We start from the raw sequence: 25,636 nt of genomic DNA on the forward strand, positions 1-25,636 counted from the left end.
TCACATTGATTCGTAGCGATGTATCCTGACGTATGTTCTCCCAACTCACTGATCTCGACCTGCGGTCAATCCGCGTCTTCCTCGCCATCGTCGACGCCGGCGGCGTTTCGCCGGCCCAAGCCACGCTGAACGTCGGCCAGTCGACCATCAGCACGCAACTCGCCACCCTGGAAACGCGCCTCGGCTACCGGCTGTGCGAGCGCGGCCGCGGCGGCTTCAGCCTGACCGCGCGCGGCGAGCAATTCATCGACGCAGCTCGTGCCCTGCTATCTGCCGTCGATACCTTCGGCATGCAGGCGCGCAATGTCGGCCGCAAGCTGGTCGGCACGCTCGATATCGGCATGATCGGCCACACGCCGGTGTCGGCGAGCGCGCGCATCAGCGACGCGATCGGCCGGTTTCGGGCGCGCGATCAGTCAGTGCGATTTTCGATTCTGGTGCGCTCGCCGGGCGAACTCGAAGAACTGTTGTTGAACGGCCGGATTCAGATCGGCATCGGCTATTTCTGGCATCGCGTGCCGTCGCTCGAATACACCGAGGTGTTTGCCGAAGATCAGTTCGCGTATTGTGCGAAGGGACACCCGTTGTTCGCTATAGCCGGAGAAGTGTCACCCGCAGAAGCCGCGGCTCACGAATGGGCGTGGCGCAGCTATCCGCTTCCTGAAGCCGAAAGTTCGACGACGCCGCAGAACGTGACCGCCGTCGCAGACAACATGGAAGCAGTCGCGATGCTGGTGCTGTCGGGCCAGCATCTCGGCTATCTGCCCGGGCATTTCGCGGCGCCGTTCGTCAAACAAGGTTTGCTGGCCGCCGTGAATCCGGCACTGATGCGCTACCGTGTCGCATTCCACATGGTCACTCGCGCACGGCAACATCGCACCGATATCGTCGAAGCGTTCATCGACGACATGAAGGCCGCGCACGCCGCCCCCCACGCTGAGGTAGACCAATAGCAGACAGGAGGATGGTGCGCGGAAAATCGGCTGGCAGGACACACAGTGGAGCGCATCGCCGCCATCGATATCCTGCGGTGTCGCTGTGGCCCGTCACAGCGGCTTGCCGTCTTCTGCAATCCTATGGCCGGCTCGCACTCACGCACGATCTGACGCAAACCGTGATTGGTCTCGTGCTGCTGCCCGCGCTGATTGCGATAGGTCCGTTGAATGCCGCCGAATTGTCATGCCTGTGCGTGGCAGTTAGGGCGAGCCAGATCGTGTTCTCGCGGCTGTGGTTGCGGCGCTTTGGTTTCGGCCCCGTCGAATGGCTATGGCGCTGTGCAACCTATATGCGTATCCAACCTTTGGCGAAACAAACGGCCGCGCAATGATAAAAGCCGCGCTCGATGGCGCGGCTTTTATCCGGGCAAGGCTTAAAGCCGGCGCTTAACCGTTGATCACATCCGCGCCCTTCGGCACCGTGAACTTGAATGCATCGGCCGGCAGCGGCGGGTTCTTCTGAATGTTCGAGAACGTCAGCAGCGTCACGTTGCCGAACACATCGTGCAGTTCCATCGCTTCAAGATTGCCGTCCTTGAAGCCGATGCCGACGCGCTGAAACTGCGTGTCTTTCGCCTTGGGCGTCAGTTCGAGCCAGTCGATGCCGGCCTTCACGCCTGCATCGCGCAGCGTGAAGTTCTTATCCAGATCGTTGCTGCCGAACAGAATCGCCGCCGGGCTCGCGCCGAGCGCGCCGCCGAGACTACGCACCGTCACCTGATTCAGATCCTTGTCGTACACGTAGAGCTTGTCGCCGTCGGCTTGCAGCAGTTGTGCATAGGGCTTCTCGTATTGCCAGATGAACTTGCCGGGACGGGCGAACGTGAACGTGCCGCTCGACGTGCCAGTCTTGCCACCCGTGGACAGCACGCCGCTCGCACCTTGCGCCTTGCTCGGCGCGCGCACTTCCTGCTGCACAAAGGTACCGCGCGCGGAATGCACTTGCGCGACGAACGCCTTCAGTTGCTCGGTGCCGCTCGCGAATGCCTGCGACGCGACGAGCATCGACGCTCCGATCGCCACACTGCCGACGCCGCGTACGATCGTGCGAGCGAGTTGGCCAAAACGACTGGGTTGAGCACTCTGTCGAGCGTGCTGCTGCGCGAATAGCTGCATGGTGTTTTCTCCCTTAATTGAATTCGTTGAGCGGGCGCGGCGGCGGGCTTTGTGGGCAACGCACGGGTGACCGTAGCGGCTAGATTGAACCGCGCCGCCGAGGGACGAGCCCTCGGCTTTCGGTCACAGCTTAAGCAAGAAGCCTTAAACGGGACTTATGCGCGGGACTTATGCGCGGGGCCTATGCCCGGCGCGTTGCGGCGGGTTCAGCGGAACAGCCGTATGGATCGCCTATTCCGCTTCCCGCGCCGGGGCAAGAATCTCGCGATTGCCGTTCGACGACATCGCCGATACCACGCCCGAGTTCTCCATCTGCTCGAGCAGGCGCGCCGCGCGGTTATAGCCGATGCGCAAATGCCGCTGCACCAGCGAGATCGACGCCCGGCGGTTCTTCAGCACCACGTCGACCGCCTGGTCGTATAACGGGTCCGCCTCGCCGTCGCCCGAGCCCGTTCCCCCGGCGCCCGCGGAGCCTTCGTCGCCCTCGCCCGTCACGCCGCCTTCGAGAATGCCCTCGATGTAGTTCGGCTCGCCCTGCTCCTTGAGCTTGTCGACGACGCGATGCACTTCTTCGTCCGACACAAACGCGCCGTGCACACGCACCGGCAAACCGCTGCCCGGCGGCAGGTACAGCATGTCGCCCATACCCAGCAGCGATTCCGCGCCCTGCTGATCGAGAATCGTGCGCGAGTCGATCTTCGACGACACCTGGAAAGCCATCCGCGTCGGCACGTTGGCCTTGATCAGGCCCGTAATCACGTCGACCGACGGACGCTGCGTCGCGAGAATCAGATGGATGCCGGCCGCGCGCGCCTTCTGCGCGATCCGCGCAATCAGTTCTTCGACCTTCTTGCCGACCACCATCATCAGGTCGGCCAATTCGTCGATCACCACGACGATGTTCGGCAGACGCGTCAGCGGTTCCGGATCGTCCGGCGTCAGGCTGAACGGATTCGGCAGCTTCTCTTCGCGCTTCGCGGCTTCGTCGATCTTGTTGTTGTAACCGGCAAGATTTCGCACGCCGAGCTTGCTCATCAGCTTGTAGCGGCGCTCCATTTCGGCGACCGCCCAGTTCAGCGCGTGACCCGCCTGGCGCATGTCCGTCACGACCGGACACAGCAAATGCGGAATGCCTTCGTAGACGCTCATTTCGAGCATCTTCGGATCGATCAGGATCATGCGGACCTGGTCGGCGCTCGCCTTGTAGAGCAGCGACAGGATCATCGCGTTGATACCCACCGACTTGCCCGAACCGGTCGTACCGGCCACCAGCAAGTGCGGCATTTTCGCGAGGTCGGCGCACACCGGCTTGCCGCCGATGTCCTTGCCGAGGCCCATGGTGAGCGGCGAAGCCGCGTCCGCATAAACCGCCGAGCCGAGAATCTCCGAGAGACTCACGGTCTGACGGCGCTGGTTCGGCAACTCCAGCGCCATGAAATTCTTGCCCGGAATCGTTTCGACCACACGAATCGACACCAGCGACAACGAACGCGCCAGATCCTTCGCCAGACCGACGATCTGGCTGCCCTTCACGCCGGTGGCCGGCTCGATTTCGTAACGTGTGACGACCGGACCCGGATAGGCGGCAACCACGCTGACTTCGACGCCGAAGTCCTTGAGTTTTTTCTCGATCAGACGCGAGGTGAATTCGAGCGTATCGGCGGAAATGGTTTCCTGCGCGACGGGCGCCGCGTCGAGCAGCGAGATCGGCGGCAAGGTAGAGTCGCCCGGCAGGTCGGTGAATAGCGGCACTTGCCGCTCTTTCTCGACGCGCTCTGATTTGGCGGGCGTGACGATCGGCGGCACGATCATGACCGGCTCGTGTTCCTCGATCCGCACGCGGCCCTTTTCGACCTTGCCTTCGCGCTTCACGGCGGCGGCTTCGCCCAATTTACGGTCGCGGCCGGCCTCGCGGCGCAGCTTGGCGAAAGTCACCGCCGAAATGATCGACTCACCGACCTTTTCCGACACCGACAGCCACGAAAAGCGGAAATACAGCGACAACCCGATGCCCAGCGCGATCAGCAGCGCCAAGGTGCCGCCCGTGAAGCCCAGCGCATGCGACACCCCGCGCGCGACCGCCTCGCCGATCACGCCGCCCGGCGCACGGGGCAACTGCACTTTCAGCGACCACATGCGCAGCGCCTCGATACCGTCGCAGGCAAGCAACACCAGCATGAACGCGAACGCGTCCGCGAGCCAGCTGACATCGCGTGGCGCATCTTCCTGCGGTTCCTCGTGACGGGTGATACGGCGGTAATTGGCGGAGATATGGCGGCCCAGCAGCACGATCCACCAGTAGGCGGACAGCCCGAACAGCAGCAGCAGGATGTCGGACGTCCACGCGCCGACACGGCCCGCCCAGTTGGCGATGTGGTCGACCTGCGCGGCATGCGTCCAGCTCGGATCGTGCCGGCTGTAGCTGACGAGCGCCATGAGCAGGAACACGCCGAGCGCGACCTGCAAGATCCAGCGGATTTCGGTGAAAAGGCGCGACATGCGGTGCGGCAATGCCTGCGCGCTCGCGGAATAGGTAGCTTTTGCCATTGATCCTGTTGCTTATGTGGCCGATTTGCTGCCAGAGTCGCGGCCCGAAGCCGCGCCTAGGGCGGCTCCAGACCCGGTCCTGGCTGCCGGGTCCATCGATGCGGCCTATTGTAAACGCAGTGCCGGACGCGAGGCTGTAAATGACAGTAACTTAGCCGATTGGCCTCGCGAAAGGCTGCCGCGACCCGCAGCAACGCTATCGCCGCGATCAGAAAGCTTCATGGAGCAAGCCGGCGTGCCGCCCTTTATAATGCCGCTCTGATACCCATCTATAGTTTCAGCTCAAGTCGCGCGGCCTCGCATGGGCGAGCCGGGCGCCGTAAAAGGATTTCGACCATGCCCGCAACTTCCACGAAACACGCCAAAGTTCTGATTCTCGGTTCCGGTCCCGCCGGCTACACGGCAGCGGTCTACGCGGCACGCGCCAACCTGTCGCCGGTGCTCGTCACGGGCCTCGCCCAGGGCGGCCAGCTGATGACCACGACCGACGTCGAAAACTGGCCGGCGGACGCCCACGGCGTGCAAGGTCCGGAACTGATGGGGCGCTTCCTGGAGCACGCAGAGCGCTTCAACACTGAAATCATTTTCGACCACATCCATACGGCGAAGCTGGATGAGAAGCCGATTCGCCTGATCGGCGATTCTGGCGAATACACCTGTGACTCGCTGATCATCTCGACCGGCGCGTCGGCGCAGTATCTCGGCCTGCCGTCCGAAGAGGCGTTCATGGGTAAAGGCGTGTCGGCTTGCGCCACCTGCGACGGCTTCTTCTACAAGCAACAACATGTGGCCGTGATCGGCGGCGGCAATACCGCAGTCGAGGAAGCCCTCTATCTTTCCGGCATCGCCAAGAAAGTGACCGTGATCCATCGCCGCGACAAGTTCCGCGCCGAGCCGATCCTGATCGACCGCCTGCTGGCGAAGGAAAAAGAAGGCGCGGTCGAGATCAAGTGGAACAGCACGCTCGAGGAAGTGACCGGCGACCAAACCGGCGTGACTGGCCTGCGCATCAAGAACACGCAAAACGGTGAAACCACGGACATCGCGCTGCAAGGCCTGTTCGTCGCGATCGGCCACAAGCCGAACACGGACATTTTCGAAGGTCAGCTGGAGATGAAGAACGGCTACATCATCACCAAGGGCGGCCTGAACGGTTTTGCAACGGCAACCAGCGTGCCTGGCGTGTTCGCCGCGGGCGACGTGCAGGATCATGTCTATCGTCAGGCGATCACCAGCGCGGGCACGGGCTGTATGGCCGCGCTCGACGCGCAACGTTATCTGGAAACCCTCGACGAGATTGGCGAACACGTGATGAGCGCCGAAGCCGAGCGCTGATCTGCAACCATAAGCGCAACGGTAAAATGGCGGCTGGGCGTGGCCCGGCCGCTCGCTTCATAGAAGGCCGCGGCTGAAAAGCTGGCGGCTTTTTTCGTCTTGGCGCGTGTTGTTTTGCGCTGTGCTTGTCCGAGTTTGCGTCTTCCCGGCCCGCTGGCCAGCGCTTCGTGGCGACGCTCTGTGGTACGTTTGCGTGCCCCAAAGAACCATCGCGCGATCGATCTACTTCTCTGTGTATTACCGATATGCCGAAGAATCAGCCCCACCCTAGCGAACCGAAGCGCGCCCGTGCCGTTGCCCGGCCCGGGCCCGAGGCTGCAGCACCTGAGCCGGCCGCACCGATCGTCAAGCCGAAGATCGAACCGGCCGCGGGTCTAGCCGGCCTCGGCGCGTTGCGTGATGCCTTAAAGGGCGACACGCAACGGCGTGAGCGCGAACGCGCGGCAGCAGCGGCCGCGCAGCGCGAAGCCTCCGCGGACGCCGATCTGTTCCGCCGCGAGATCGGCGTGGTTGCGCCGCTGGCGGTGCCGCCGCGCGCCAGCTTGCCGCGCAATCCCCCGTCGCCGTTGCCGGTCCAAACCAAACTCGACGAAGAAGCCGTGCTGCACGAAGCGATCTCTGACGAGTTCGATCCCGAGATCCTGCTCGAAACCGACGAAACGCTCTCGTATTGCCGGCCTGGCGTCAGTCAGGAGGTCGTGCGAAAACTGCGGCGTGGCGATTGGATCGTGCAGGCGCAAATCGATCTGCACGGTATGCGTCGCGAGGAAGCGCGCGAGGCGTTGGCGGAGTTCATTCGCGAGTCGGTGAAACGTGGCCTGCGGTGTTTGCGCGTGATTCACGGCAAGGGCCTCGGGTCGATCGGTAAAGAACCTGTATTGAAGGGCAAAGTGCGCGCTTGGCTCGTGCAGAAGTCCGAGGTGATCGCGTTCTGTCAGGCACGTCCGAATGACGGCGGCGCGGGCGCGGTGGTCGTGCTGTTGCAGCCGGGCGCATGGCCGGCTCACCCCAAGTCCTGACGGAGTCCCGGTGATCCATCCGAGGTTGACGCTGGCGCTGACCATCATGGAGGCGCTGGCTCTTTTCGCGTACGCGATTTCCGGGTTTATCGAAGCCAGAACCCGACGGCTCGATGCGGTGGGAACCTTCCTCGTGGCGATCGCGACGGCCTTCGGCGGCGGTACGTTGCGCGACGTGCTGCTCGAGCGGCGGCCCTTCTACTGGGTCGAACATCAGGCGTATCTGATCGCGATCTTCGTGATGTCGTTGTTTGCGCCGACGCTATTGAAGATGACGTCGCGCCTGCTCTCCGAGCGGGTCCTGCTGGTGGCCGATGCCGTGGGACTCGGCTTGTTCAGCATTTCCGGCACTTCGATCGCGCACGACGCGCAGATGCCGTGGTTCACGTCGGTGATGATGGGGGTGTTGACAGGCGTATTCGGCGGCGTGATTCGCGACGTGTTGTGCAATGAAGTGCCGCTGATTTTGCGCGATTCGCGACCGTACGCGACATGCGCATTTGTGGGGTGTTGGCTGTACGTGCTGCTGGACTACATGAACGTCGATACGGTGTACAGCGTGTTGCTCGCCACCGCCTTCATTCTGCTCGCAAGACTGGTGACGTTCAGACTCGACGTCCGCCTGCCTCACTAAGCCTGCCTCACCAAGCCTTTTCAAAAATTACGCTGCCCTTCTTGAAAGTTCGTACAGTTTTGTTTGCGCCGACACGTTTTCTTGAAGACGGCCCCGCGGCTGTTGCCCGAGCAGGTCTTGCCGGTTGTGGCTCGTGATTCAGTTCGGCGGCGAAACCTCCAGCACCGCCGTCTGCTCAAACTGAGCGCGAGCGTCTCGCACCGCCTGATCCGCCTGCGCCTTGTGCTTAAAGAACTGATACAACTTCGCCGCACCGATCACATAAATCGCGACGCCGATCAGGACACAGTGCAAGGTAGCGAAACCGCCAAGTGCAACCACGCTGCCCCAAACCGCATACGGCCAAAGTTTCGGCTTCCGGGGAATCGACGCTTTAGCGCGGCCGATGCGGGCCACGGCTCTCCCCAGCCCTTCCACATTGCCTCGTTGCGCTAACAACCGCGCTTCGATCTTGTAAATCGCACGCATGGTTTTCTCCTTGTCTGGAAGCGACAGAAATCCAATGTCTCCCAGCAAGTTGATAGATTCCATCACCCGAGCAAACTCGGGTTCCAACGCCGAAAAAACGTGTTCGTGCTCGGGCAGCCTGGTCGCCGTTCTTAGATCCGCACGGCTGACGCAAACGCCGTGCGAAAAGAAGTACGTCAAAATCGCAGACGACGTTCTGCCCTGGATATTCTCCAGGAATGCCTGGTTTATCTGCTCCCGTTCGCCGCCCATTCTGATCTCGCTTCCGTACTCTTTTGTGCCTCACCAAGACTATTACTTAGCTTACCTAATTTACACACGGAAGGAATGCCCCGCCCTTTACGACTAACTGCTGGCATGGCCAGGTGATACTACATTCGCTCGAGTAGCGAATGAACGGTCAATCACGCAATAAAGATTTGACACTTTTCAGGGTATTCGCGCGGAACTGACAACCACAGTCTCATCCGACTGGCAGAACGGCCCTGCGCCTCTGACGCACCGGCTGCGCCCCGGGTTATCCTGATATTTGATTTGCATACCGACAGAAAAAAGGGCGAGTTCATGAGATGTCGATTCTCACCCGTCTCATTCGTCGTCTGTAAGCCGGCCTCGCGCCGATGCTGCGCCGCAACCCGCTCTCTCTGAACCAAAGGTGATCACCATGGCACTGAAACTCTATGCGCACCCTTTCTCGTCATACTCGCAGAAAGTTCTTATCGCATTGTACGAATGCAGCACCCCGTTTGAATTCCGCTTTTTGTCGCACGACAATCCGGAAGTCATGACGGAATTCGCCGCGCTCTGGCCGATCAAGCGTTTCCCCGTGCTGGTTGACGGTAACCGCACCGTCACGGAGGCGAGCATCATCATCGAGTATCTCGGCTTGTATCACCCGGGCCCGGTGCCGCTCTTACCTGCCGATGCCCGCGCCGCGCTGGAAGTGCGCAGAATGGATCGCTTCTTCGACAACTACATCTCCACGCCGCAGCAAAAGATTATTTACGACAGCCTGCGGGCCGAGCCGGAGCGTGATCCGCGCGCCGTGGCCGAAGCCCGCGACATGCTCGACACCGCCTACGGCTGGCTCGACAAGGTGATGGCCGAGCGTGAATGGGCGGCCGGCGATGCGTTCAGCCTCGCCGACTGCGGCGCGGCGCCGTTCCTGTTTTACGCCGACTGGACGCATCGGATCGGCCCGGCGTTTCCGCACGTGCTCGCCTATCGCAAGCGACTGCTGGCCCGGCCATCATTCGCACGCGCGGTCGACGAGGCACGTCCGTATCGCTCGCTGTTTCCGCTTGGCGCGCCCGACCGCGATTGAGCGCACCGACGTGGCCAAACCGGGCACAACGAGGCACGACGGGGCCAACGCGCGAGCAAATTAATCGGCGCCCCCGCCTGCGCGCCCGTAGGCCTCATTGCCACAACAATATTTCCAACCTATACACTTCACTTCGAAGACCAATTTCCGCCAATCTGCGACAAGGGAAAAACATGGACCGTTTCGAAGCGATGGAGATATTTACGCGTGTGGTCGAGGCGAACAGCTTCACCAAAGTATCCGAATCGCTCGACCTGCCCCGCGCCAAAGTCAGCCGCACCATTCAGGCACTGGAAGAACACGTTGGCGTACGGTTGCTGAACCGTTCGACGCGGCAGGTCAGCGTCACGGAAGACGGCGCGCTGTTCTACGAACGCTGCGTGCGCATCCTCGCGGAGGTCGCCGATGCCGAATCGTCGCTGTCGAACAAGCGCGAACATCCGAGCGGCACGATCCGCGTCGATACATCCGGCACGCTCGCCCGTGCGCTGCTGCTGCCCGCGCTCGACGACTTTTACCGGCAATACCCTGAGATCGACGTGCGGCTCGGGCTGGCGGATCGCAATATCGATCTGATTCAGGACGGGGTGGATTGCGTGATCCGCATGGGCACGCCGGAAGAGTCGAGTCTCGTCGCGCGGCATATCGGCCAGGCGCGGATCGTGACCTGCGCATCGCCGGCCTATCTGGAGAAATACGGCACGCCAACCACGCTCGAAGAGCTCAGCGAGCATCGTGCCGTCAACTACGTTTCCGCGCGCAGCGGCAAGACCTTTCCATTCGAGTACGAGGTGGACGGCGAGATCGTCAAAGTCACGTTGAAGAGCGTGCTCGCGGTAAACGACGGCAGCGTCTACATCGGCGCGAGCGCGCTCGGCCACGGCATCATCCAGCCATCGCGCTTCATGGTCGCCGATCTGATCGCGCAAGGCGCGCTCAAGGAAATCCTCACGAACTACACGAGCCCTGGCACGCCGCTGTCGATTCTGTACGCGCATCGCCGCAATCTGAGTTCACGGCTTCGCGCCTTCACCGAGTGGGTCACCGAACTGGCGCGAAACAATCCGGATCTGCGCATCACGAACGCTTGACGTCACGGCGCAGGGACGGCAGGTGCCGGACCTTGCGCAAAAAACACTAGCGAACGGCAAAAAGCCCCGTGCGTTTCGCACGCATGGGGCTTTCTTCAACCCGGACCGCTCAGCGAATAACCCGCCTCAGGCAATCCGCTCTTCATTGGACGGATCGAACAACACCGCCTTCGACGCATCGAACAGCAGCGTCGTACTCGTCAGCGGCTGCGGATTCGACGCCGGGTGCACACGGCTCACAATGCGCTTGCCGTTGACCTGCGCGAATACCAGCGTGTCCGGTCCAGTCGGCTCGATCACGTCGACCTTGACTTCGATCGGCTGCAACGAGGCATTGTCGCCATGCGCGCCGCGCGCATCGGTAATCCGCTCCGGGCGCAGGCCCAGAATCACTTCACGCCCCAAGTGCGACTTCACCTTCGCGGAGTCGAACGGCAGGTTCAGCACGCTGCGCGCCCCGCCCGTATCCAGTTCGATGCCGACGCCCGAACCCTGCTCCACCAGCTTGCCCTGGATGAAGTTCATCGGCGGCGCGCCGATGAAGCCCGCCACGAACAAATTCGCCGGCGAGTCGTAGATCTCTTGCGGCGCGCCGAACTGCTGGACGACGCCGTCTTTCATCACCGCGATGCGGTCGCCGAGCGTCATCGCTTCGATCTGATCGTGCGTCACGTAGACGATCGTTGTGCCGAGGCGTTGATGCAGCAGTTTGATTTCCGAACGCATTTCGATCCGCAGTTTCGCGTCGAGGTTCGACAGCGGTTCGTCGAACAGGAACATCACCGGATCGCGCGCCAAGGCACGGCCCATGGCCACCCGCTGACGCTGACCGCCGGACAGCTGACCCGGCTTGCGGTCGAGCAAGTGCGTGATCTGCAGCGTGTTCGACACGCGGTCGACGATCTGCGCCTGTTCCTGCTTCGGCACCTTGCGGATACCCAGGCCGAACGAGATGTTCTCGCGCACCGTCATGGACGGATACAGCGCGTACGACTGGAACACCATCGCGATGTCGCGATCTTTCGGCGAGAGGTTGTTCACCGTCTTGCCGTCGATCTGGATCTCGCCCTTGGTCACGGTTTCGAGGCCGGCGATCATATTGAGCAGCGTCGACTTACCGCAGCCCGAGCCGCCGACGAGAATCAGGAACTGGCCGTCTTCGATGTCGATGTTGACACCCTTCAGAACCGGCACCCCGTTCGGGTAGGTCTTGTACACGTCACGGATGGAAAGGCTTGCCATGCTGTGAATCCTCTTTGTCTCTGGTACTGCTTAAAAGCGCCCCCAAACCTGGCACTTCGCGCCAGGCCCCCCGAGGGGGACTGAGAAAACTTGGGGCGGCCCGGCGTTTTCTCAGGAGCGTCTTGTCGGATGACGGCGGCGTTTCCCTGAAGAAGCGCCGCCGCGATGCGTATGCGTTAGCCCTTGACTGCGCCCGCCGTCAGACCGCGCACGAAATAGCGGCCGGCGACGATATAAACGAGCAGGGTCGGCAAGGCGGCGATGATCGCGCCGGCCATGTCCACGTTGTATTCCTTCACGCCGGTCGAGGTGTTCACGAGGTTGTTCAGCGCCACCGTGATCGGCATCGAATCGACACCGGAGAACACAATCCCGAACAGGAAGTCATTCCAGATCTGCGTGAATTGCCAGATCAGGCACACCATGAAAATCGGCAGCGACACCGGCATCAGAATCTTCGTGAAGATCGTGAAGAAACCCGCACCATCGATCCGCGCGGCCTTCACGAGTTCAGCCGGAATGCTGACGTAGAAGTTGCGGAAGAACATCGTGGTGAAGGCGATACCGTAGATCACGTGCACCACCACCAGACCGGTTATCGAATTCGACAGGCCGAGCAAGCCTTCGAAGCGTGCCATCGGCAGCAGGATCGCCTGGAACGGAATGAAGCAGCCGACCAGGATCATGGTGAAGATCGGATCCGCGCCACGGAAACGCCAGTGCGTGAGCACATAACCGTTGAACGCGCCGATGATCGACGAGATCAGCACGGCCGGAATCACCATGCGCACGGAGTTCATGAAGAACGGCTGCATACCGTCGCAACGCACCCCGGTACACGCGCCGCTCCACGCCTTGATCCAGGGGTCGATGGTCCAGTGCGTTGGCGGCGTGAGCAGGTTGCCGGTGCGCAGCTGATCGATGTCCTTGAACGACGTGGACAGCATCACGTACAGCGGAAACAGGAAATACAGGGCGAACAGGATCAAGGCCGCATAAATGACGGCACGGCTGATCGTCATCTTAGGCTGCATTGCGGGTGCTCCTCGATTCCAGATACATCAGCGGCACGAGCACGGCCACAACGGTGGCGAGCATCATCATCGACGATGCCGCGCCGACGCCCAGCTGCCCGCGATTGAACGAAAACGTGTACATGAAAATAGCCGGCAGCGATGAAGACGTACCCGGACCGCCCGCGGTCAACGCGACGACCAGGTCGAAGGTCTTGATCGTGATGTGGCAGAGAATCAGCAGCACGGAGAAGAACACCGGGCGCATGCTCGGAATCACGATCTTGCGATAGATGGTGGGCAAGCCGGCGCCGTCCATCTGCGCGGCCTTGAAGATTTCAGCGTCGACACCGCGCAAACCCGCGAGGAAAAGTGCCATCACGAAGCCGGTGGATTGCCACACCGCCGCGATCACGACGCAGAAAATCGCCTTATCGGGGTCGCCGAGCCAGCTGAACGAGAAGCTCGTCCAGCCCCAGTCGTGGAACACCTTCTCGAGGCCGACGCTCGGCGTCATGATCCATTGCCACGCCGTACCCGTCACGATGAACGAGAGCGCCATCGGGTACAGGAACACGGCGCGCAGCGCGCCTTCATTGCGGATCTGCTGATCGAGCAGGATCGCGAGGAACAAGCCGAGGCCGATACAGATACCGATAAACGGAATGCCGAACCAGCCGAGGTTGGCAGCCGAGGTCCAGAACACATCGTTATCGAACAGCTCGCGATAACGATCAAGACCGACAAATTCATACCGTGGCATCAGTCGCGAATTGGACAGCGACAGAAAGCCGGTAATAGCGATGAAGCCATACACGAAGATCAGGCTGATCACGACGCTGGGTGCGAGCACCAGCTTCGGAATCCAGCGATCGGCAAGGGCCGCCATCGGCGACGTGCGGCGGGTCACGGTAGCCGTTTTCCCGTTTCCGCTGATAGAAGCAGTCACTACTCGACTCCTGCTGAAACTGTACCGCCGGGGCGCTCACGCCTGAAAAACGCGAGGCCGGAACGGCATAGGTGTGACTCGATGAAACCAGGGGTGAAGTCTCTCGCCCGAAGTAACTAAGTAACGTAACGGCTGCGAGCAATCCGAAGAGCACGCCCGGCGCCCACGAAGGGAACAGCCAGGCGCACTACTTCGCTTACGTCACTTACTTGGTCTTCGCTGCCTTCGCGAGCGCGGCAACCGCGGTCTTCGAATCTTGCTGCGAGTTCATGAACTTCGTGACCACGTCCGAGATCGCACCAGCTGCTGCATCCGGTTGCGCCATGCCGTGTGCCAGCGAAGGCACATAGCCGCCCGACTTGATCGCGACTTGTTCATCCGCGTACGACTTCTTCGCGCAGTCGTCGAACTTGGCCATCGACACGCCCAGACGAACCGGGATCGAGCCCTTGTTCAGGCTGAACTGTTCCTGGAAGTCCGGTGTCATGATCGTCTTGGCCAGTGCCAATTGACCCGGCGTTGCAGTCTTCTGGCCTTTCTGCTGGAAGAACACGAACGAGTCGACGTTGAACGTGTACGACTTTTCCGTGCCCGGAACCGCAGCGCAGATGTAGTCCGAGCCCGACTTCTTGCCGGCGTTGGCGAACTCGCCCTTCGCCCAGTCGCCCATGAACTGCATGCCGGCCTTGCCGTTGATGACCATCGCCGTTGCCAGGTTCCAGTCACGGCCCGTGCGGCCCGCGTCGAAGTAACCCTGGATCTTGCGGACCGTGTCGAACACGCCGACCATCTTGTCCGACGTCAGCGTCTTTTCGTCGAGGTCGACCAGCGCCTTCTTGTAGAAGTCAGAACCCTGCGACAGCACGACGTCTTCCCACAGCGTCAGGTCTTGCCACGGCTGACCGCCCATCGCGATCGGCTGGATGCCGGCAGCCTTCATCTTGTCGGCCACCGCGAAGAACTCAGGCCACGTGGTCGGCGCCTTGCCGCCTGCCTTGTCCAGTGCTGCCTTGTTGATGTACAGCCAGTTCACGCGGTGCACCGAGAACGGCGCAGCAACGTAGTGACCGTCTGCGTGGATGATCTTGTCGATTTCCGGCGGCAGGTTCTTTTTCCAGTCGCCAGCAGCCGCGTCAATCGGCACCAGCACGCCTTGCGAAGCCCAGTCCTGGATCAGCGGACCCTTGATCTGCGCAGCGCTCGGCGCGTTGCCCGAGATCACCTGCGTCTTGAGTGCCGTCATGGCAGCCGCACCTGCGCCGCCAGCAACCGCGAAGTCCTTCCACGTGTAACCCTGCTTCGTCATGTCGTCCTTGAGGACGCCGACGGCTTTCGATTCGCCGCCCGAAGTCCACCAGTGCAACACTTCGATCGACTCGGCAGCTTGCACAGCCGAGACGCCACACATCAGACCTGCGGCGCACAAAGCGCCCATGATCGCGCGAAATTTCATTGCTTATCTCCTCCAGACACCTGAACAAAAAACAAATGGCCCCTGATGTCGCCAGGGTGCTGTGGTTGGTTCAAACAGGCAAAACACTGGGCGATCGAGCACGGTCGGGCGCATGCTTAAGGCATGTGCCGGCGGACCGATATCCGGCCGCTGGAAGCTCAAGAGATGAGTGGTTCGGGATGCAACTGACTGTCTCCTCTTTTGATTTTTGCCTGCCCGCGTCGCGCGCGGCAGACTCGAGGTGCCTCACACGTTAACCCTGACGCCAGTTCAGCTTTCCGGCTTTCCGTAAAGGCTGCCGGGGGCATGCTGGCACGTGCTCGCACGCAATGTCCGTTAACATGCAGGGGCCGCATGCCGATTCGGGAAAACGCGCATCTAGCCTCACAGCGCACGCTTTTTTCATCGAATTAGCGCTACCTCTTGATTTGGATTGTAGTTAAACTACAATTCAGTGTCAAAAATTATTTTATCGGACTACGGTCGCCCTTTCCGGTCACCACGGCGGCCCCCAGGATATCGACGGAGACTCATGCAAACCGATTCAAGCTTCACCTTCGTTCTCTTCGGCGGAACTGGCGATCTGTCGATGCGCAAGATCCTGCCGGCACTGTATGAAGCGCACCGTGCAGGTGGCATGCTGGCCGACAGCGGCAAGATCGTCGCGGTGGCGCGGCATGTGGCTGGTCGTGCTGACTACCTCGAATGGGTCAATGAGCACGTCAAGCCGCACGTGTCGAAGAACGGTCTGGATGAAACAGCATGGGCGAGCTTCCTCGACCGTATCGAGTTCGTGAAGATCGATCTCGGCAACCCCGAAGACTTCACGCTGCTGCGCGACGCCGTGAGCGGCCTGCCCGGCATTCGCGTGTTCTATCTGGCCACGGGTCCGTCGCTGTTCGTGCCGATCTGCCATGCGCTAGCGTCGGTGGGGCTCAACGAAAATTCGCGCATCGTGCTGGAAAAGCCGCTCGGCTACGACCTCAAGTCGTCCAACGCAATTAATGATGCAGTCGGTGAAATCTTCGCTGAAGAACAGATCTACCGGATCGACCACTACCTCGGTAAGGAGCCGGTGCAGAACCTGCTCGCGCTGCGTTTCGGCAATGTGCTGTTCGAACCGTTGTGGCGCCGTGAATGGGTGGAAAGCATTCAGATCACGATTGCGGAAGAGCTCGGCGTGGAAGCGCGCGGCGACTTCTACGACAACACCGGCGCCTTGCGCGACATGGTGCAGAATCATTTGCTGCAACTGCTTTCCATCGTGGCGATGGAACCGCCGCATTCGATGGATTCCGACTCGGTACGTGACGAAAAGCTGCGCGTGCTGCGCGCCTTGAAACCAATCGATCCGCGCGATATCGGCAAGGTCGCGGTGCGCGGCCAGTATCATGCAGGCGTGATCCGTGGCACCGCGGTGCCGGCGTATGCAACCGAACCTGGCGTGAAGCAGGACAGCACGACTGAGACCTTCGTTGCGTTGAAGGTGGAAATCGAAAACTGGCGCTGGGCCGGCGTGCCGTTCTTCCTGCGCACGGGCAAGCGTCTCGCGGATCGTGTTGCCGAGATCGTCGTGAATTTTCGTGCAGTGCCGCATTCGGCACTGGGCGCGTCCGCGTTGCGCGGCGGTGCGAACCGCCTCGTGATCCGTTTGCAGCCGAACGAAACCATTCGCCTCTACTGTCTCGCGAAACAGCCGGGCGAAGGCATGAACCTCGCCAGCGTCCACCTCGACCTCGCGTTCGACCGGTTCTTCCGCGAAGGGCAGATGGAGGCGTATCAGCGCCTGTTGCTCGACGTCATCAACGGCCGCCTCGCGCTGTTTGTGCGGCGCGATGAACAGGAAGCGGCATGGCGTTGGGTCGAACCGATCCTCAACGAATGGGCAGCGTCGAACAAGCCGCCCAAGCCGTATGCAGCAGGCACATGGGGACCGGCCGCGGCGAGCGCGATGTTGGCGCAGCACGGCACCTGCTGGCTCGAAGAAGAGAATTGAATCAACTGAATCACGGCGCCGCGCCGTGCCCTGATCGCGATCCCGATCGAAGCACAGCGCAGCGCCTGCAAGACCCACCGACGAACTGAACGGAATGGCGCCGGTATCACGAAGGCGCCTGCAAGTCATCCCACTTGCAGGCATCGCGTGAGAGCAGCACGGCACGTTCCGCAGATCTAACAAAAAAGCAGCACGGAGGAGAAGTGATCGAGCTTCACGCTTTCGACGATCAACGCGCCCAATCCGACGCGTTGGCGAAAGCGGTTGGCGACGCGTTACATGCGTCGCTCGCCGCACAGGCGGCCGCGTCTCAAGCAGGCGCGCGCCCGGCAATGCTTGCAGTGTCCGGCGGCTCCAGTCCGCGTCCGTTCCTGCAGACGTTGTCCACGCAATCCTTCGACTGGGCACGCATTGCCGTGACGCTGGTCGACGACCGCTGGGTGCCGGAAACGGACAGTGCGAGCAATTCACAACTCGCGCACGATACGCTGTTGCAGAACGCCGCGAAGAATGCCGCTTTCTGGCCGCTGGTCGACACGGCGCAAGAGCTGAATGCGCACGTTGCCGCGCTCAACGCCGACCCGCGCTTTAGCGCCGTGCCGGACGTCGCGATTCTCGGCATGGGCGAAGACGGCCATACCGCGTCGATTTTCGCGGATGCGCCCGAATGGGATCACGCGATCACCACGACTGAGCGCTTCGTTGCCGTGCATCCCGGCAGCGCGCCGCATGCGCGCGTGAGCTGGTCGCTCTCCGCCCTGAAAGAAGTGAAGCACCTCTATTTGCTGATCGCAGGACCGCGAAAGATGGACGTGCTGAATGCCGCCGCCGCTTCGCTACAAAAAAATGCCATCTCGCAGTTGGCAAACGACAAGGGAGTGAGACTCGATGTCTACTGGTGTGCAAACTAAGGCTGTTCCGGGCGCGGGCCAGCACGCCGATGGACCGAGGCTGCTCGCCGACATCGGCGGCACCAATGCGCGATTCGCGCTCGAATACAGTCCGGGCGAAATCGGCTCGGTGCAGGTGTATCCGTGCGCCGACTATCCGGGCGTTGCCGAAGTCATCAAGAAGTATCTGAAGGACACCAAGATCGGCCGCGTGAACCACGCGGCGATTGCGATTGCGAACCCGGTCGACGGCGATCAGGTCAGCATGACCAACCACGACTGGAGCTTTTCGATCGAAGCCACGCGCCGCGCGCTCGGCTTCGACACGCTGCTGGTGGTGAACGACTTTACCGCGCTGGCGATGGCCCTGCCGGGCCTGACCGACGCGCAGCGCGTGCAGGTAGGCGGTGGCTCGCGTCGCCCGAACAGTGTGATCGGCTTGCTGGGCCCGGGCACCGGCACGGGCGTGTCCGGCCTGATTCCGGCCGACGACCGCTGGATCGCGCTCGGCAGCGAAGGCGGCCACGCCACCTTCGCCCCGTCCGACGAACGCGAAGACATCGTGCTGCACTACGCACGCAAGAAGTGGTCGCACGTCTCGTTCGAACGTGTGGCGGCGGGCCCCGGCATCGAAGTGATTTACCGTGCGCTGGCAGGCCGCGACAAGAAGCGTGTGGCGGCGAATGTCGACACGATCGAGATCGTCAAACGCGCGCTGGAAGGCGAGCCGCTCGCGGCCGAATCCGTCGATGTGTTCTGCGGGATTCTCGGCACCTTCGCGGGCAATATCGCGGTGACGCTCGGCGCATTGGGCGGCATCTACATTGGCGGCGGCGTCGTGCCACGGCTCGGCGAGTTCTTCACGCGTTCGTCGTTTCGCAAACGATTCGAGGCGAAGGGCCGCTTCGAGGCGTATTTGCAGAGCGTGCCGACCTACGTGATTACCGCTGAATACCCGGCGTTTCTGGGTGTGTCGGCGATTCTCGCGGAGCAGTTGTCGAATCGCGCGGGCGGCAGTTCATCGGCCGTGTTCGAGCGGATTCGCCAGATGCGCGATGCGTTGACGCCGGCCGAGCGCCGCGTGGCCGATCTCGCGTTGAATCATCCGCGTTCGATCATCAACGATCCGATTGTGGATATTGCGCGCAAGGCCGACGTGAGCCAGCCGACGGTGATCCGCTTTTGCCGCTCGCTTGGCTGCCAGGGCTTGTCGGATTTCAAGCTGAAGCTGGCGACGGGTTTGACCGGCACGATTCCGGTGAGTCACAGCCAGGTGCATCTGGGCGATACCGCGACCGACTTCGGCGCGAAGGTGCTCGATAACACCGTGTCCGCAATTTTGCAGCTGCGTGAGCATTTGAATTTCGACCAGGTCGAGCGGGCGATCGATCTGTTGAACGGCGCGCGGCGGATCGAGTTTTATGGGCTCGGCAATTCGAACATCGTCGCGCAGGACGCGCATTACAAGTTCTTCCGGTTTGGTATTCCGACGATTGCCTATGGCGATCTGTATATGCAGGCGGCGTCTGCAGCATTGCTCGGCAAGGGTGATGTGATCGTTGCCGTGTCCAAGTCGGGGCGTGCGCCTGAGCTACTGCGTGTGCTGGATGTCGCCATGCAGGCGGGGGCCAAGGTGATTGCCATTACGTCCAGCAATACGCCGCTGGCCAAGCGGGCTACTGTCGCTTTGGAGACCGATCACATTGAAATTCGCGAATCGCAGTTGTCGATGATTTCGCGGATCCTGCATCTGGTGATGATCGATATTCTTGCTGTTGGCGTGGCGATTCGGCGCGCCGTGCCTAGCGCGGATGTGGCTGAGACGGTCGCTAAGGCACGACAGGGTGCTGATGATGATGCTAGCGCTGTGCTCGATTGGTTGAGTCATGGAGCGGCTTCTTCGGCACGCGATTGATTTGGGCGTTTGGCCCGCGCCGCGGTATGGGTTGTGATGCCTGCGGCGCGGGTCTTCTCCTGCCTTGTTTGCCACTTACAGCGGCATTGCCTGTTTGCCTGCAGCGCAAAGAAAATAGCGCCGCCCAGGCAAAAAGCGATAATAGAAACCTCATCGCTGAAGGCACAAAGCCCCCCCAATGATCATCCGCCCACACCTCCATTGGTTCCGCATGCTGCTGGCCTGGCGGGGCTCGGTCCTCCCGCGGCTCCTGCCGCGCCTGTTCCTGATCTTCTGTATTGCGATCGTCGCGGTAGCCGCCCACGATCATCTGCTGCCGGTCTCGCTCAGCCTCAACAGCACTACCCCCTTCTCATTGATCGGCATCGCCCTGGCTGTGTTTCTGGGCTTCAGGAACAACACCAGCTACGACCGCTGGTGGGAAGCCCGCAAACTGTGGGGCCAACTACTCAACGACGCACGCTCGCTGACCCGTCAGGCCGTTACGCTGCCAAACAAGCCACTGCCAAAGACAGAAATCGAGGCATTCACAGCCGTCCTGAGCGCCCTCCCCCATGCGTTGCGTCACCAGCTCCGCAAGAGCGATCCTGGCGAAGACCTCGCCGCACGTCTGCCGAAACCGTTATTCGACCGCGTCATGGCGTCGCGCTATAAACCGGCGACGCTGATGCTCTGGCTAGGTGAATGGGTGCAGCGCCATGCGCAAGCAGGCGCGATCGATCCCATGGCGGTGCTCGCCTTCGATCGAAACCTGAATGGGCTGTCGGAGATCATCGGCGGTTGCGAGCGCATCGCGTCGACGCCGCTGCCCTTCGCCTACTCGGTCATGATTCACCGCACGGTGTATTTCTTCTGTGCAGCGCTACCGTTCGGACTGGTCAACAGTATCGGGATCTTTACGCCGGTCTTCGCGGTGTTCGTGGCATATACCTTCATGGCGCACGAGGCGATCGCATCGCAAATCGAAGAGCCGTTCGGCACCGACGACAACGACCTGCCGCTCAAGATGCTGTCGTTCTCCATCGAAGACGCCACGCGCGATCTGCTCGGCGAGCCAGCGCTGGAGATGCCCAAGCCGGAAGCCGAAGGTTACATGCTCAATTGACAGTGTCGCGGCACAAGCGCGACCGCATAGTCGGGAAAAGATGGCTGCAGGCAGGCGCCGCGCAAGCGTGCCGCCTGACGCTCATTGGTTGCCGGCGGTCCCGCCAGCCCTCAGTCGTTACCGACCGTCTCCGACAAGCGCTTGAGCGTCGCCACCCGCGCGCCGATGATATCGGTGCGGCCGCGTTCATCGATCAACGGCGTGGTGGCGTCGAGATAAGCGATCCAAGCCTTTTGGGCGCGCGCGAGCGTCGGACGCGAGCGCACCGGCATCTTCGATTGCAGGCGGCGGTAATAGCGGTTCAGATCGAACATCGCGTGTTCGCATTGCGCGTCCGCGGTACAGGCGCGCGGACGGCGCGGCGGATCCCCGCCGGCGCTGATCCTGGCCACGGCGCTGCGCAGCGCAAGCGCGCGGTCACGCACCGGCTGCAATTGCATATCGGCTTCGGCCAGCACATACATCGTGCCGCGCGTCGTCGCGAACACGGCTGCCAGCAACGGCTTCTCGACGTCGCGCGAAGCCTGCCAGCTCGCCTGGCTCTTTTCCCACGGTTTGCGTTGCGCCTGCGGCAACTTCGCCTGAAGCTGCTGCCACGCGCCGTCCAACGCGGCCTTCCAGCCAATCCGCGCGTTGTCCATGCACTGCACCTGCCCCGCCGTCGATGACATGTCGCTGCGCGCAAGACAGCTGCGCATCGACGCGTCGATCGGGTCGGCGGCGGCGACTTCGGCGTGCGCCTGAAGCGGCGCAATGCCGAGCACTGCCACCGACATCGCCGATATCGCCGACATCGTTGACGTCAGGACCAGCGCGCCAAACGCGCGCCGCCAGCCGTCAACGCCCAACAGGGACTTCACTACCCGCATCGTCAGGCGCGCACGCAATCGACGAAGTATTCGATGCGCCCGTTGATGGTTTCGCCGACAAGCCCGTGAATATCCGTGTGGAAACCCGGGAAGCGCTCGTTGAACTCGCGCGCGAAACGCAGATAGTTGACGATGGTCTTGTTGAAGCGTTCGCCCGGAATCAGCAGCGGAATGCCCGGCGGATACGGCGTCAACAGGATCGACGTGACGCGGCCTTCGAGTTCGTCGATCGGTACCCGGTCGATCTCGCGGTGCGCGAGCTTGGCGAACGCATCCGACGGCTTCATGGCCGGTTCCATGCTCGACAGGTACATCTCAGTCGTCAGGCGCGCAATGTCGTTCGCGCGGTAAACGCTATGGATCTGCTCGCACAGATCGCGCAGACCGACACGTTCGTACATCGGATGATGCGAGACGAATTCGGGCAGCACGCGCCACAGCGGCTGGTTGTTGTCGTAGTCGTCCTTGAACTGTTGCAACTCAGTCACCATCGAGTTCCAACGGCCCTTGGTGATGCCGATCGTGAACATGATGAAGAACGAATACAGCCCGGTCTTCTCGACGATGATGCCGTGCTCGGCCAGATACTTCGTGACGATCGCAGCCGGAATGCCGGACTCGCCAAAGCCGCCGTCCATATCCAGACCCGGCGTGACGATGGTCGCCTTGATCGGGTCAAGCATATTGAAACCATCGGCGAGCGGGCCGAAGCCGTGCCACGCGTCGTTCGGGCGCAGCATCCAGTCTTCGCGCGAACCGATGCCCTCTTCCGCGAACGTTTCCGGACCCCACACCTTGAAGAACCAGTCGTCGCCGTATTCGTCGTCGACCTTTCGCATCGCGCGACGGAAGTCGAGCGCTTCGGCGATCGACTCTTCGACCAGCGCCGTGCCGCCCGGCGCTTCCATCATTGCCGCGGCCACGTCGCACGAGGCGATGATCGCGTACTGCGGGCTGGTGGACGTATGCATCAGATACGCTTCATTGAAACGATGCTTGTCGAAGCGGCTGTTCTTCGAATCCTGCACGACGATCTGCGAAGCCTGCGAAATACCGGCGAGCAGCTTGTGCGTGGAGTGCGTGGCGAACACCATCGCGCCGATGCGCGGACGGCCCGCGCCAATCGCGTGCATGTCCTGGTAGAACTCGTGGAACTCGGCGTGCGGCAGCCACGCTTCGTCGAAGTGCAGCGTATCGAGCCAATCGCCGAGCATTTCCTTGATCATCTCGACGTTGTAGATCACGCCGTCATAGGTGCTCTGCGTGATCGTCAGAATGCGCGGCTTCAGATCCGGATTCTTGGCCAGCGCTTCGCGGGCAAACGGATTCGCGAGGATCTTCTTGCGGATGTTTTCCGGTTCGAATTCGCTGCGCGGAATCGGACCGATGATGCCGAAATTGTTACGCGTGGGCGTGAGGAACACCGGAATCGCGCCCGTCATCGTGATCGCGTGCAGGATCGACTTGTGGCAATTGCGGTCCACCAGCACGATGTCGCCCGGCGCAACCGTGCCGTGCCAGACGATCTTGTTCGAGGTCGACGTGCCGTTGGTCACGAAGAACACATGGTCGGCGCTGAAGATGCGCGCCGCGTTGCGCTCGGAGGCCGCAATCGGACCCGTGTGATCGAGCAGCTGACCGAGTTCGTCGACGGCGTTACACACGTCGGCGCGCAACATGTTCTCGCCGAAGAACTGGTGGAACATCTGGCCGAGCGGGCTCTTCAGGAACGCCACGCCGCCCGAGTGCCCCGGGCAATGCCACGAATACGAGCCTTCGTCCGCGTACTGCACCAGCTCCTTGAAGAACGGCGGCGCGAGCGAATCCAGATACACCTTGGTCTCGCGGATGATGTGGCGCGCGACGAACTCCGGCGTGTCCTCGAACATGTGGATGAAGCCGTGCAGTTCGCGCAGGATGTCGTTCGGCAGGTGGCGCGAGGTGCGCGTTTCGCCGTACAGGAAGATCGGAATATCGGCGTTGCGGCGGCGCACTTCGGTCACGAACGCGCGCAATGCGACGATCGCGGCAGCCAGTTCCGGCGTCTCGCCTTCCACCACGACGTTATCGACGTACGGCAGCAGTTCGTCGTCGTCGATCGACAGGATGAAGCACGACGCGCGGCTCGATTGCTGTGCGAACGAAGTCAGATCGCCGTAGCTCGTCAACCCGAGCACTTCCGCGCCTTCTTTCTCGATAGCTTCGGCCAAAGCCCGGATGCCGGAACCCGAGATATTCTCGGAGCGAAAATCTTCGTCGATGATGACGACGGGAAAACGAAACTTCATGGGCGATTCTCCAAAAAGAACGACCGCTGCATTCTGTAAATTGCAGCGGTCACCCGGTATAGCTGGTGGGTCAGTGCGCTGCCGACGTCACGTCTTGGGCAACGTGACGCCGTGCTGACCTTGATATTTGCCGCCGCGATCCGCGTACGACGTCTGACAAATCTCGTCGCTTTCGAAAAACAGCACTTGAGCGACGCCTTCGTTCGCGTAGATTTTCGCAGGCAAAGGTGTCGTATTCGAGAATTCGAGCGTGACGTGCCCTTCCCATTCCGGCTCGAACGGCGTCACGTTGACGATAATCCCGCAACGCGCATACGTGGATTTGCCCAGACACACGGTCAGGACGCTGCGCGGAATGCGGAAATACTCAACCGTGCGAGCCAGCGCGAAGGAATTCGGCGGGATGATGCAGACATCACCCTTGAAGTCGACAAACGACTTCTCGTCAAAGTTCTTCGGATCGACGATCGTCGAGTTGATATTGGTGAAGATCTTGAATTCGTCGGCGCAGCGGATGTCGTAGCCGTAGCTCGACGTGCCGTAGCTGACAATCTTCCGGCCGTCTTCGGAGACGCGGACCTGATCTGGCGCAAACGGCTCGATCATATTGTGCGACTCGGCCATGCGCCGGATCCACTTGTCGGATTTGATAGTCATAGGTGAACGCTGCTCGACTTGAGTGACAGGTGTGTGACGGGTAACAACCCGGCAAGTACCGGGCCCGTCAACGAAAGGCGCTTATTTTACGCGATCGTGAGATTGCTGCTGCGAACACGGCCTGAGCGCCGCCTGCGCTGCCTTCACTGGCGAATCAGCCCGCATGCAAGCGCGGGGCCTGCGCCATGCTGCGGATACGCATAAGGGTCGGTCGCGTCGTGATGCAGCAGGACTGCGCGTTGCAACACCGAGCGGATACCGTCGAGCGATACGTCCGGCGCAACGATGAAGCCGGTGGCCACGCCGTTCGAGTCCGCGTGGATGTTGCCGAGATCGCCTTCGACCCGGGCACCTGCTTTCAGACGCTCGGCGGCCGGTGAGAACACCTGGCCGGCGCTGGAGCCGTCGGCGGCATTGCAGTCGCCGCGCTCATGCACTTGCAAAGCGTGGTCGCTATTGGGCGGCAAGCCCGCAAGATTGTAGGTGACCTGCACGCCGTCCGAACGCTCGATGAACGTTACGAGGCCGCGCGCCTGATTGCCCACGGTGGGCAGCAACTGCGCGTCGGCACGCTTTTCCTGTGGTCTCAGGAACGTGCTACAGCCGCATAACAGCACGCTGCTGGCAGCCAGGACGATGAACGCATACACCGCCTGCCCGTCGATTCGTTTTCCCATGCGATCCTCTTGCCGGCCTGGCGGCCGCCCCTGCGGCCGCCGAGCCGAACTTG

22 protein-coding genes are annotated in these 25,636 nt (G+C 61.6%); 11 read left to right on the forward strand and 11 right to left on the reverse strand.

Annotated features, from left to right (window positions below; genetic code table 11):
• Positions 1–32 precede the first annotated feature (32 nt).
• Positions 33–953 (forward strand): LysR family transcriptional regulator, encoded by a 921-nt coding sequence (locus tag HHL24_RS25575; RefSeq protein WP_169488137.1) that lies wholly within the window; start codon positions 33–35, stop codon positions 951–953.
• Between the two features lie 77 nt (positions 954–1,030).
• Positions 1,031–1,327, forward strand: a complete 297-nt coding sequence (locus HHL24_RS25580) for a DUF418 domain-containing protein (RefSeq protein ID WP_169488138.1) — start codon at positions 1,031–1,033, stop codon at positions 1,325–1,327.
• 55 nt (positions 1,328–1,382) lie between these two features.
• Here HHL24_RS25580 and lolA read toward each other — a convergent pair whose 3' ends face one another.
• Positions 1,383–2,111 (reverse strand): outer membrane lipoprotein chaperone LolA, encoded by a 729-nt coding sequence (lolA, locus tag HHL24_RS25585; protein ID WP_169488139.1) that lies wholly within the window; start codon positions 2,109–2,111, stop codon positions 1,383–1,385.
• A 231-nt stretch (positions 2,112–2,342) separates the two neighbouring features.
• Positions 2,343–4,658, reverse strand: coding sequence for a DNA translocase FtsK (locus HHL24_RS25590; RefSeq protein ID WP_169488140.1), 2,316 nt, complete (start codon positions 4,656–4,658; stop codon positions 2,343–2,345).
• A 336-nt stretch (positions 4,659–4,994) separates the two neighbouring features.
• Here HHL24_RS25590 and trxB point away from each other — a divergent pair, with 336 nt between their 5' ends.
• The 3 genes from trxB to HHL24_RS25605 all read left to right on the forward strand — a co-directional run bounded on the left by trxB (position 4,995) and on the right by HHL24_RS25605 (position 7,646).
• A complete protein-coding gene (trxB, locus tag HHL24_RS25595) occupies positions 4,995–5,993 on the forward strand; it encodes a thioredoxin-disulfide reductase (RefSeq protein WP_169488141.1) in 999 nt (332 codons plus the stop codon).
• 245 nt (positions 5,994–6,238) lie between these two features.
• On the forward strand, positions 6,239–7,012 hold the full coding sequence (locus HHL24_RS25600; RefSeq protein WP_169488142.1) for a Smr/MutS family protein: 774 nt from the start codon (positions 6,239–6,241) through the stop codon (positions 7,010–7,012).
• Positions 7,013–7,025: 13 nt separating this feature from the next.
• Positions 7,026–7,646, forward strand: coding sequence for a trimeric intracellular cation channel family protein (locus tag HHL24_RS25605; protein WP_169488187.1), 621 nt, complete (start codon positions 7,026–7,028; stop codon positions 7,644–7,646).
• Between the two features lie 138 nt (positions 7,647–7,784).
• Here HHL24_RS25605 and HHL24_RS25610 read toward each other — a convergent pair whose 3' ends face one another.
• A complete protein-coding gene (locus tag HHL24_RS25610) occupies positions 7,785–8,366 on the reverse strand; it encodes a hypothetical protein (protein ID WP_169488143.1) in 582 nt (193 codons plus the stop codon).
• A 412-nt stretch (positions 8,367–8,778) separates the two neighbouring features.
• Here HHL24_RS25610 and HHL24_RS25615 point away from each other — a divergent pair, with 412 nt between their 5' ends.
• Positions 8,779–9,438, forward strand: a complete 660-nt coding sequence (locus HHL24_RS25615) for a glutathione S-transferase family protein (RefSeq protein ID WP_169488144.1) — start codon at positions 8,779–8,781, stop codon at positions 9,436–9,438.
• A 173-nt stretch (positions 9,439–9,611) separates the two neighbouring features.
• Positions 9,612–10,529, forward strand: a complete 918-nt coding sequence (locus HHL24_RS25620; protein ID WP_169488145.1) for a LysR family transcriptional regulator — start codon at positions 9,612–9,614, stop codon at positions 10,527–10,529.
• Positions 10,530–10,655: 126 nt separating this feature from the next.
• Here the strand turns inward: HHL24_RS25620 and HHL24_RS25625 are convergent, their stop codons facing one another.
• From HHL24_RS25625 to HHL24_RS25640, 4 genes are all read right to left on the reverse strand, one after another.
• Complete coding sequence (locus HHL24_RS25625; RefSeq protein ID WP_169488146.1) at positions 10,656–11,771, reverse strand: ABC transporter ATP-binding protein; 1,116 nt, start codon at positions 11,769–11,771, stop codon at positions 10,656–10,658.
• Between the two features lie 176 nt (positions 11,772–11,947).
• Positions 11,948–12,805, reverse strand: a complete 858-nt coding sequence (locus HHL24_RS25630) for a carbohydrate ABC transporter permease (RefSeq protein ID WP_074285103.1) — start codon at positions 12,803–12,805, stop codon at positions 11,948–11,950.
• A complete protein-coding gene (locus HHL24_RS25635) occupies positions 12,795–13,733 on the reverse strand; it encodes a carbohydrate ABC transporter permease (protein WP_169488147.1) in 939 nt (312 codons plus the stop codon). Before HHL24_RS25635 ends, HHL24_RS25630 begins: the two co-directional genes overlap by 11 nt.
• 205 nt (positions 13,734–13,938) lie before the next feature.
• Positions 13,939–15,186 (reverse strand): ABC transporter substrate-binding protein, encoded by a 1,248-nt coding sequence (locus HHL24_RS25640; RefSeq protein ID WP_169488148.1) that lies wholly within the window; start codon positions 15,184–15,186, stop codon positions 13,939–13,941.
• 532 nt (positions 15,187–15,718) lie between these two features.
• Here HHL24_RS25640 and zwf point away from each other — a divergent pair.
• From zwf to HHL24_RS25660, 4 genes are all read left to right on the forward strand, one after another.
• A complete protein-coding gene (zwf, locus tag HHL24_RS25645; RefSeq protein WP_169488149.1) occupies positions 15,719–17,182 on the forward strand; it encodes a glucose-6-phosphate dehydrogenase in 1,464 nt (487 codons plus the stop codon).
• Between the two features lie 203 nt (positions 17,183–17,385).
• Positions 17,386–18,093 (forward strand): 6-phosphogluconolactonase, encoded by a 708-nt coding sequence (pgl, locus tag HHL24_RS25650; protein ID WP_169488150.1) that lies wholly within the window; start codon positions 17,386–17,388, stop codon positions 18,091–18,093.
• Positions 18,071–19,987 carry a bifunctional transcriptional regulator/glucokinase gene (locus tag HHL24_RS25655; RefSeq protein ID WP_169488151.1) on the forward strand — a complete coding sequence of 639 codons (1,917 nt, stop codon included), beginning with the start codon at positions 18,071–18,073 and terminating at the stop codon, positions 19,985–19,987. Before pgl ends, HHL24_RS25655 begins: the two co-directional genes overlap by 23 nt.
• A 178-nt stretch (positions 19,988–20,165) precedes the next feature.
• A complete protein-coding gene (locus HHL24_RS25660; protein ID WP_169488152.1) occupies positions 20,166–21,092 on the forward strand; it encodes a bestrophin family protein in 927 nt (308 codons plus the stop codon).
• 110 nt (positions 21,093–21,202) lie between these two features.
• Here HHL24_RS25660 and HHL24_RS25665 read toward each other — a convergent pair whose 3' ends face one another.
• The 4 genes from HHL24_RS25665 to HHL24_RS25680 all read right to left on the reverse strand — a co-directional run bounded on the left by HHL24_RS25665 (position 21,203) and on the right by HHL24_RS25680 (position 25,583).
• On the reverse strand, positions 21,203–21,961 hold the full coding sequence (locus HHL24_RS25665; RefSeq protein ID WP_169488153.1) for a lysozyme inhibitor LprI family protein: 759 nt from the start codon (positions 21,959–21,961) through the stop codon (positions 21,203–21,205).
• 2 nt (positions 21,962–21,963) lie between these two features.
• Positions 21,964–24,249, reverse strand: a complete 2,286-nt coding sequence (locus HHL24_RS25670) for an arginine/lysine/ornithine decarboxylase (RefSeq protein ID WP_169488154.1) — start codon at positions 24,247–24,249, stop codon at positions 21,964–21,966.
• Positions 24,250–24,336: 87 nt separating this feature from the next.
• Complete coding sequence (dcd, locus tag HHL24_RS25675) at positions 24,337–24,906, reverse strand: dCTP deaminase (RefSeq protein ID WP_169488155.1); 570 nt, start codon at positions 24,904–24,906, stop codon at positions 24,337–24,339.
• Between the two features lie 143 nt (positions 24,907–25,049).
• Entirely contained in the window at positions 25,050–25,583 is a 534-nt protein-coding gene (locus tag HHL24_RS25680) for a superoxide dismutase family protein (RefSeq protein WP_120298454.1), read from the reverse strand.
• Between the last annotated feature and the right edge of the window lie 53 nt (positions 25,584–25,636).

Origin of the sequence: Paraburkholderia polaris (assembly GCF_012927345.1) — a bacterium.
Taxonomy (GTDB): domain Bacteria; phylum Pseudomonadota; class Gammaproteobacteria; order Burkholderiales; family Burkholderiaceae; genus Paraburkholderia; species Paraburkholderia polaris.

What these genes read in the sequence shown, in the direction of transcription:
- HHL24_RS25575 (WP_169488137.1), top strand. Translation starts at nt 33, where the DNA reads ATGTTCTCCCAACTCACTGATCTCGACCTGCGGTCAATCCGCGTCTTC.
- lolA (WP_169488139.1), bottom strand. Translation starts at nt 2,111, where the DNA reads ATGCAGCTATTCGCGCAGCAGCACGCTCGACAGAGTGCTCAACCCAGT.
- HHL24_RS25590 (WP_169488140.1), bottom strand. Translation starts at nt 4,658, where the DNA reads ATGGCAAAAGCTACCTATTCCGCGAGCGCGCAGGCATTGCCGCACCGC.
- trxB (WP_169488141.1), top strand. Translation starts at nt 4,995, where the DNA reads ATGCCCGCAACTTCCACGAAACACGCCAAAGTTCTGATTCTCGGTTCC.
- HHL24_RS25600 (WP_169488142.1), top strand. Translation starts at nt 6,239, where the DNA reads ATGCCGAAGAATCAGCCCCACCCTAGCGAACCGAAGCGCGCCCGTGCC.
- HHL24_RS25610 (WP_169488143.1), bottom strand. Translation starts at nt 8,366, where the DNA reads ATGGGCGGCGAACGGGAGCAGATAAACCAGGCATTCCTGGAGAATATC.
- HHL24_RS25615 (WP_169488144.1), top strand. Translation starts at nt 8,779, where the DNA reads ATGGCACTGAAACTCTATGCGCACCCTTTCTCGTCATACTCGCAGAAA.
- HHL24_RS25620 (WP_169488145.1), top strand. Translation starts at nt 9,612, where the DNA reads ATGGACCGTTTCGAAGCGATGGAGATATTTACGCGTGTGGTCGAGGCG.
- HHL24_RS25625 (WP_169488146.1), bottom strand. Translation starts at nt 11,771, where the DNA reads ATGGCAAGCCTTTCCATCCGTGACGTGTACAAGACCTACCCGAACGGG.
- HHL24_RS25630 (WP_074285103.1), bottom strand. Translation starts at nt 12,805, where the DNA reads ATGCAGCCTAAGATGACGATCAGCCGTGCCGTCATTTATGCGGCCTTG.
- HHL24_RS25640 (WP_169488148.1), bottom strand. Translation starts at nt 15,186, where the DNA reads ATGAAATTTCGCGCGATCATGGGCGCTTTGTGCGCCGCAGGTCTGATG.
- zwf (WP_169488149.1), top strand. Translation starts at nt 15,719, where the DNA reads ATGCAAACCGATTCAAGCTTCACCTTCGTTCTCTTCGGCGGAACTGGC.
- HHL24_RS25655 (WP_169488151.1), top strand. Translation starts at nt 18,071, where the DNA reads ATGTCTACTGGTGTGCAAACTAAGGCTGTTCCGGGCGCGGGCCAGCAC.
- HHL24_RS25660 (WP_169488152.1), top strand. Translation starts at nt 20,166, where the DNA reads ATGATCATCCGCCCACACCTCCATTGGTTCCGCATGCTGCTGGCCTGG.
- HHL24_RS25665 (WP_169488153.1), bottom strand. Translation starts at nt 21,961, where the DNA reads ATGCGGGTAGTGAAGTCCCTGTTGGGCGTTGACGGCTGGCGGCGCGCG.
- HHL24_RS25670 (WP_169488154.1), bottom strand. Translation starts at nt 24,249, where the DNA reads ATGAAGTTTCGTTTTCCCGTCGTCATCATCGACGAAGATTTTCGCTCC.
- dcd (WP_169488155.1), bottom strand. Translation starts at nt 24,906, where the DNA reads ATGACTATCAAATCCGACAAGTGGATCCGGCGCATGGCCGAGTCGCAC.
- HHL24_RS25680 (WP_120298454.1), bottom strand. Translation starts at nt 25,583, where the DNA reads ATGGGAAAACGAATCGACGGGCAGGCGGTGTATGCGTTCATCGTCCTG.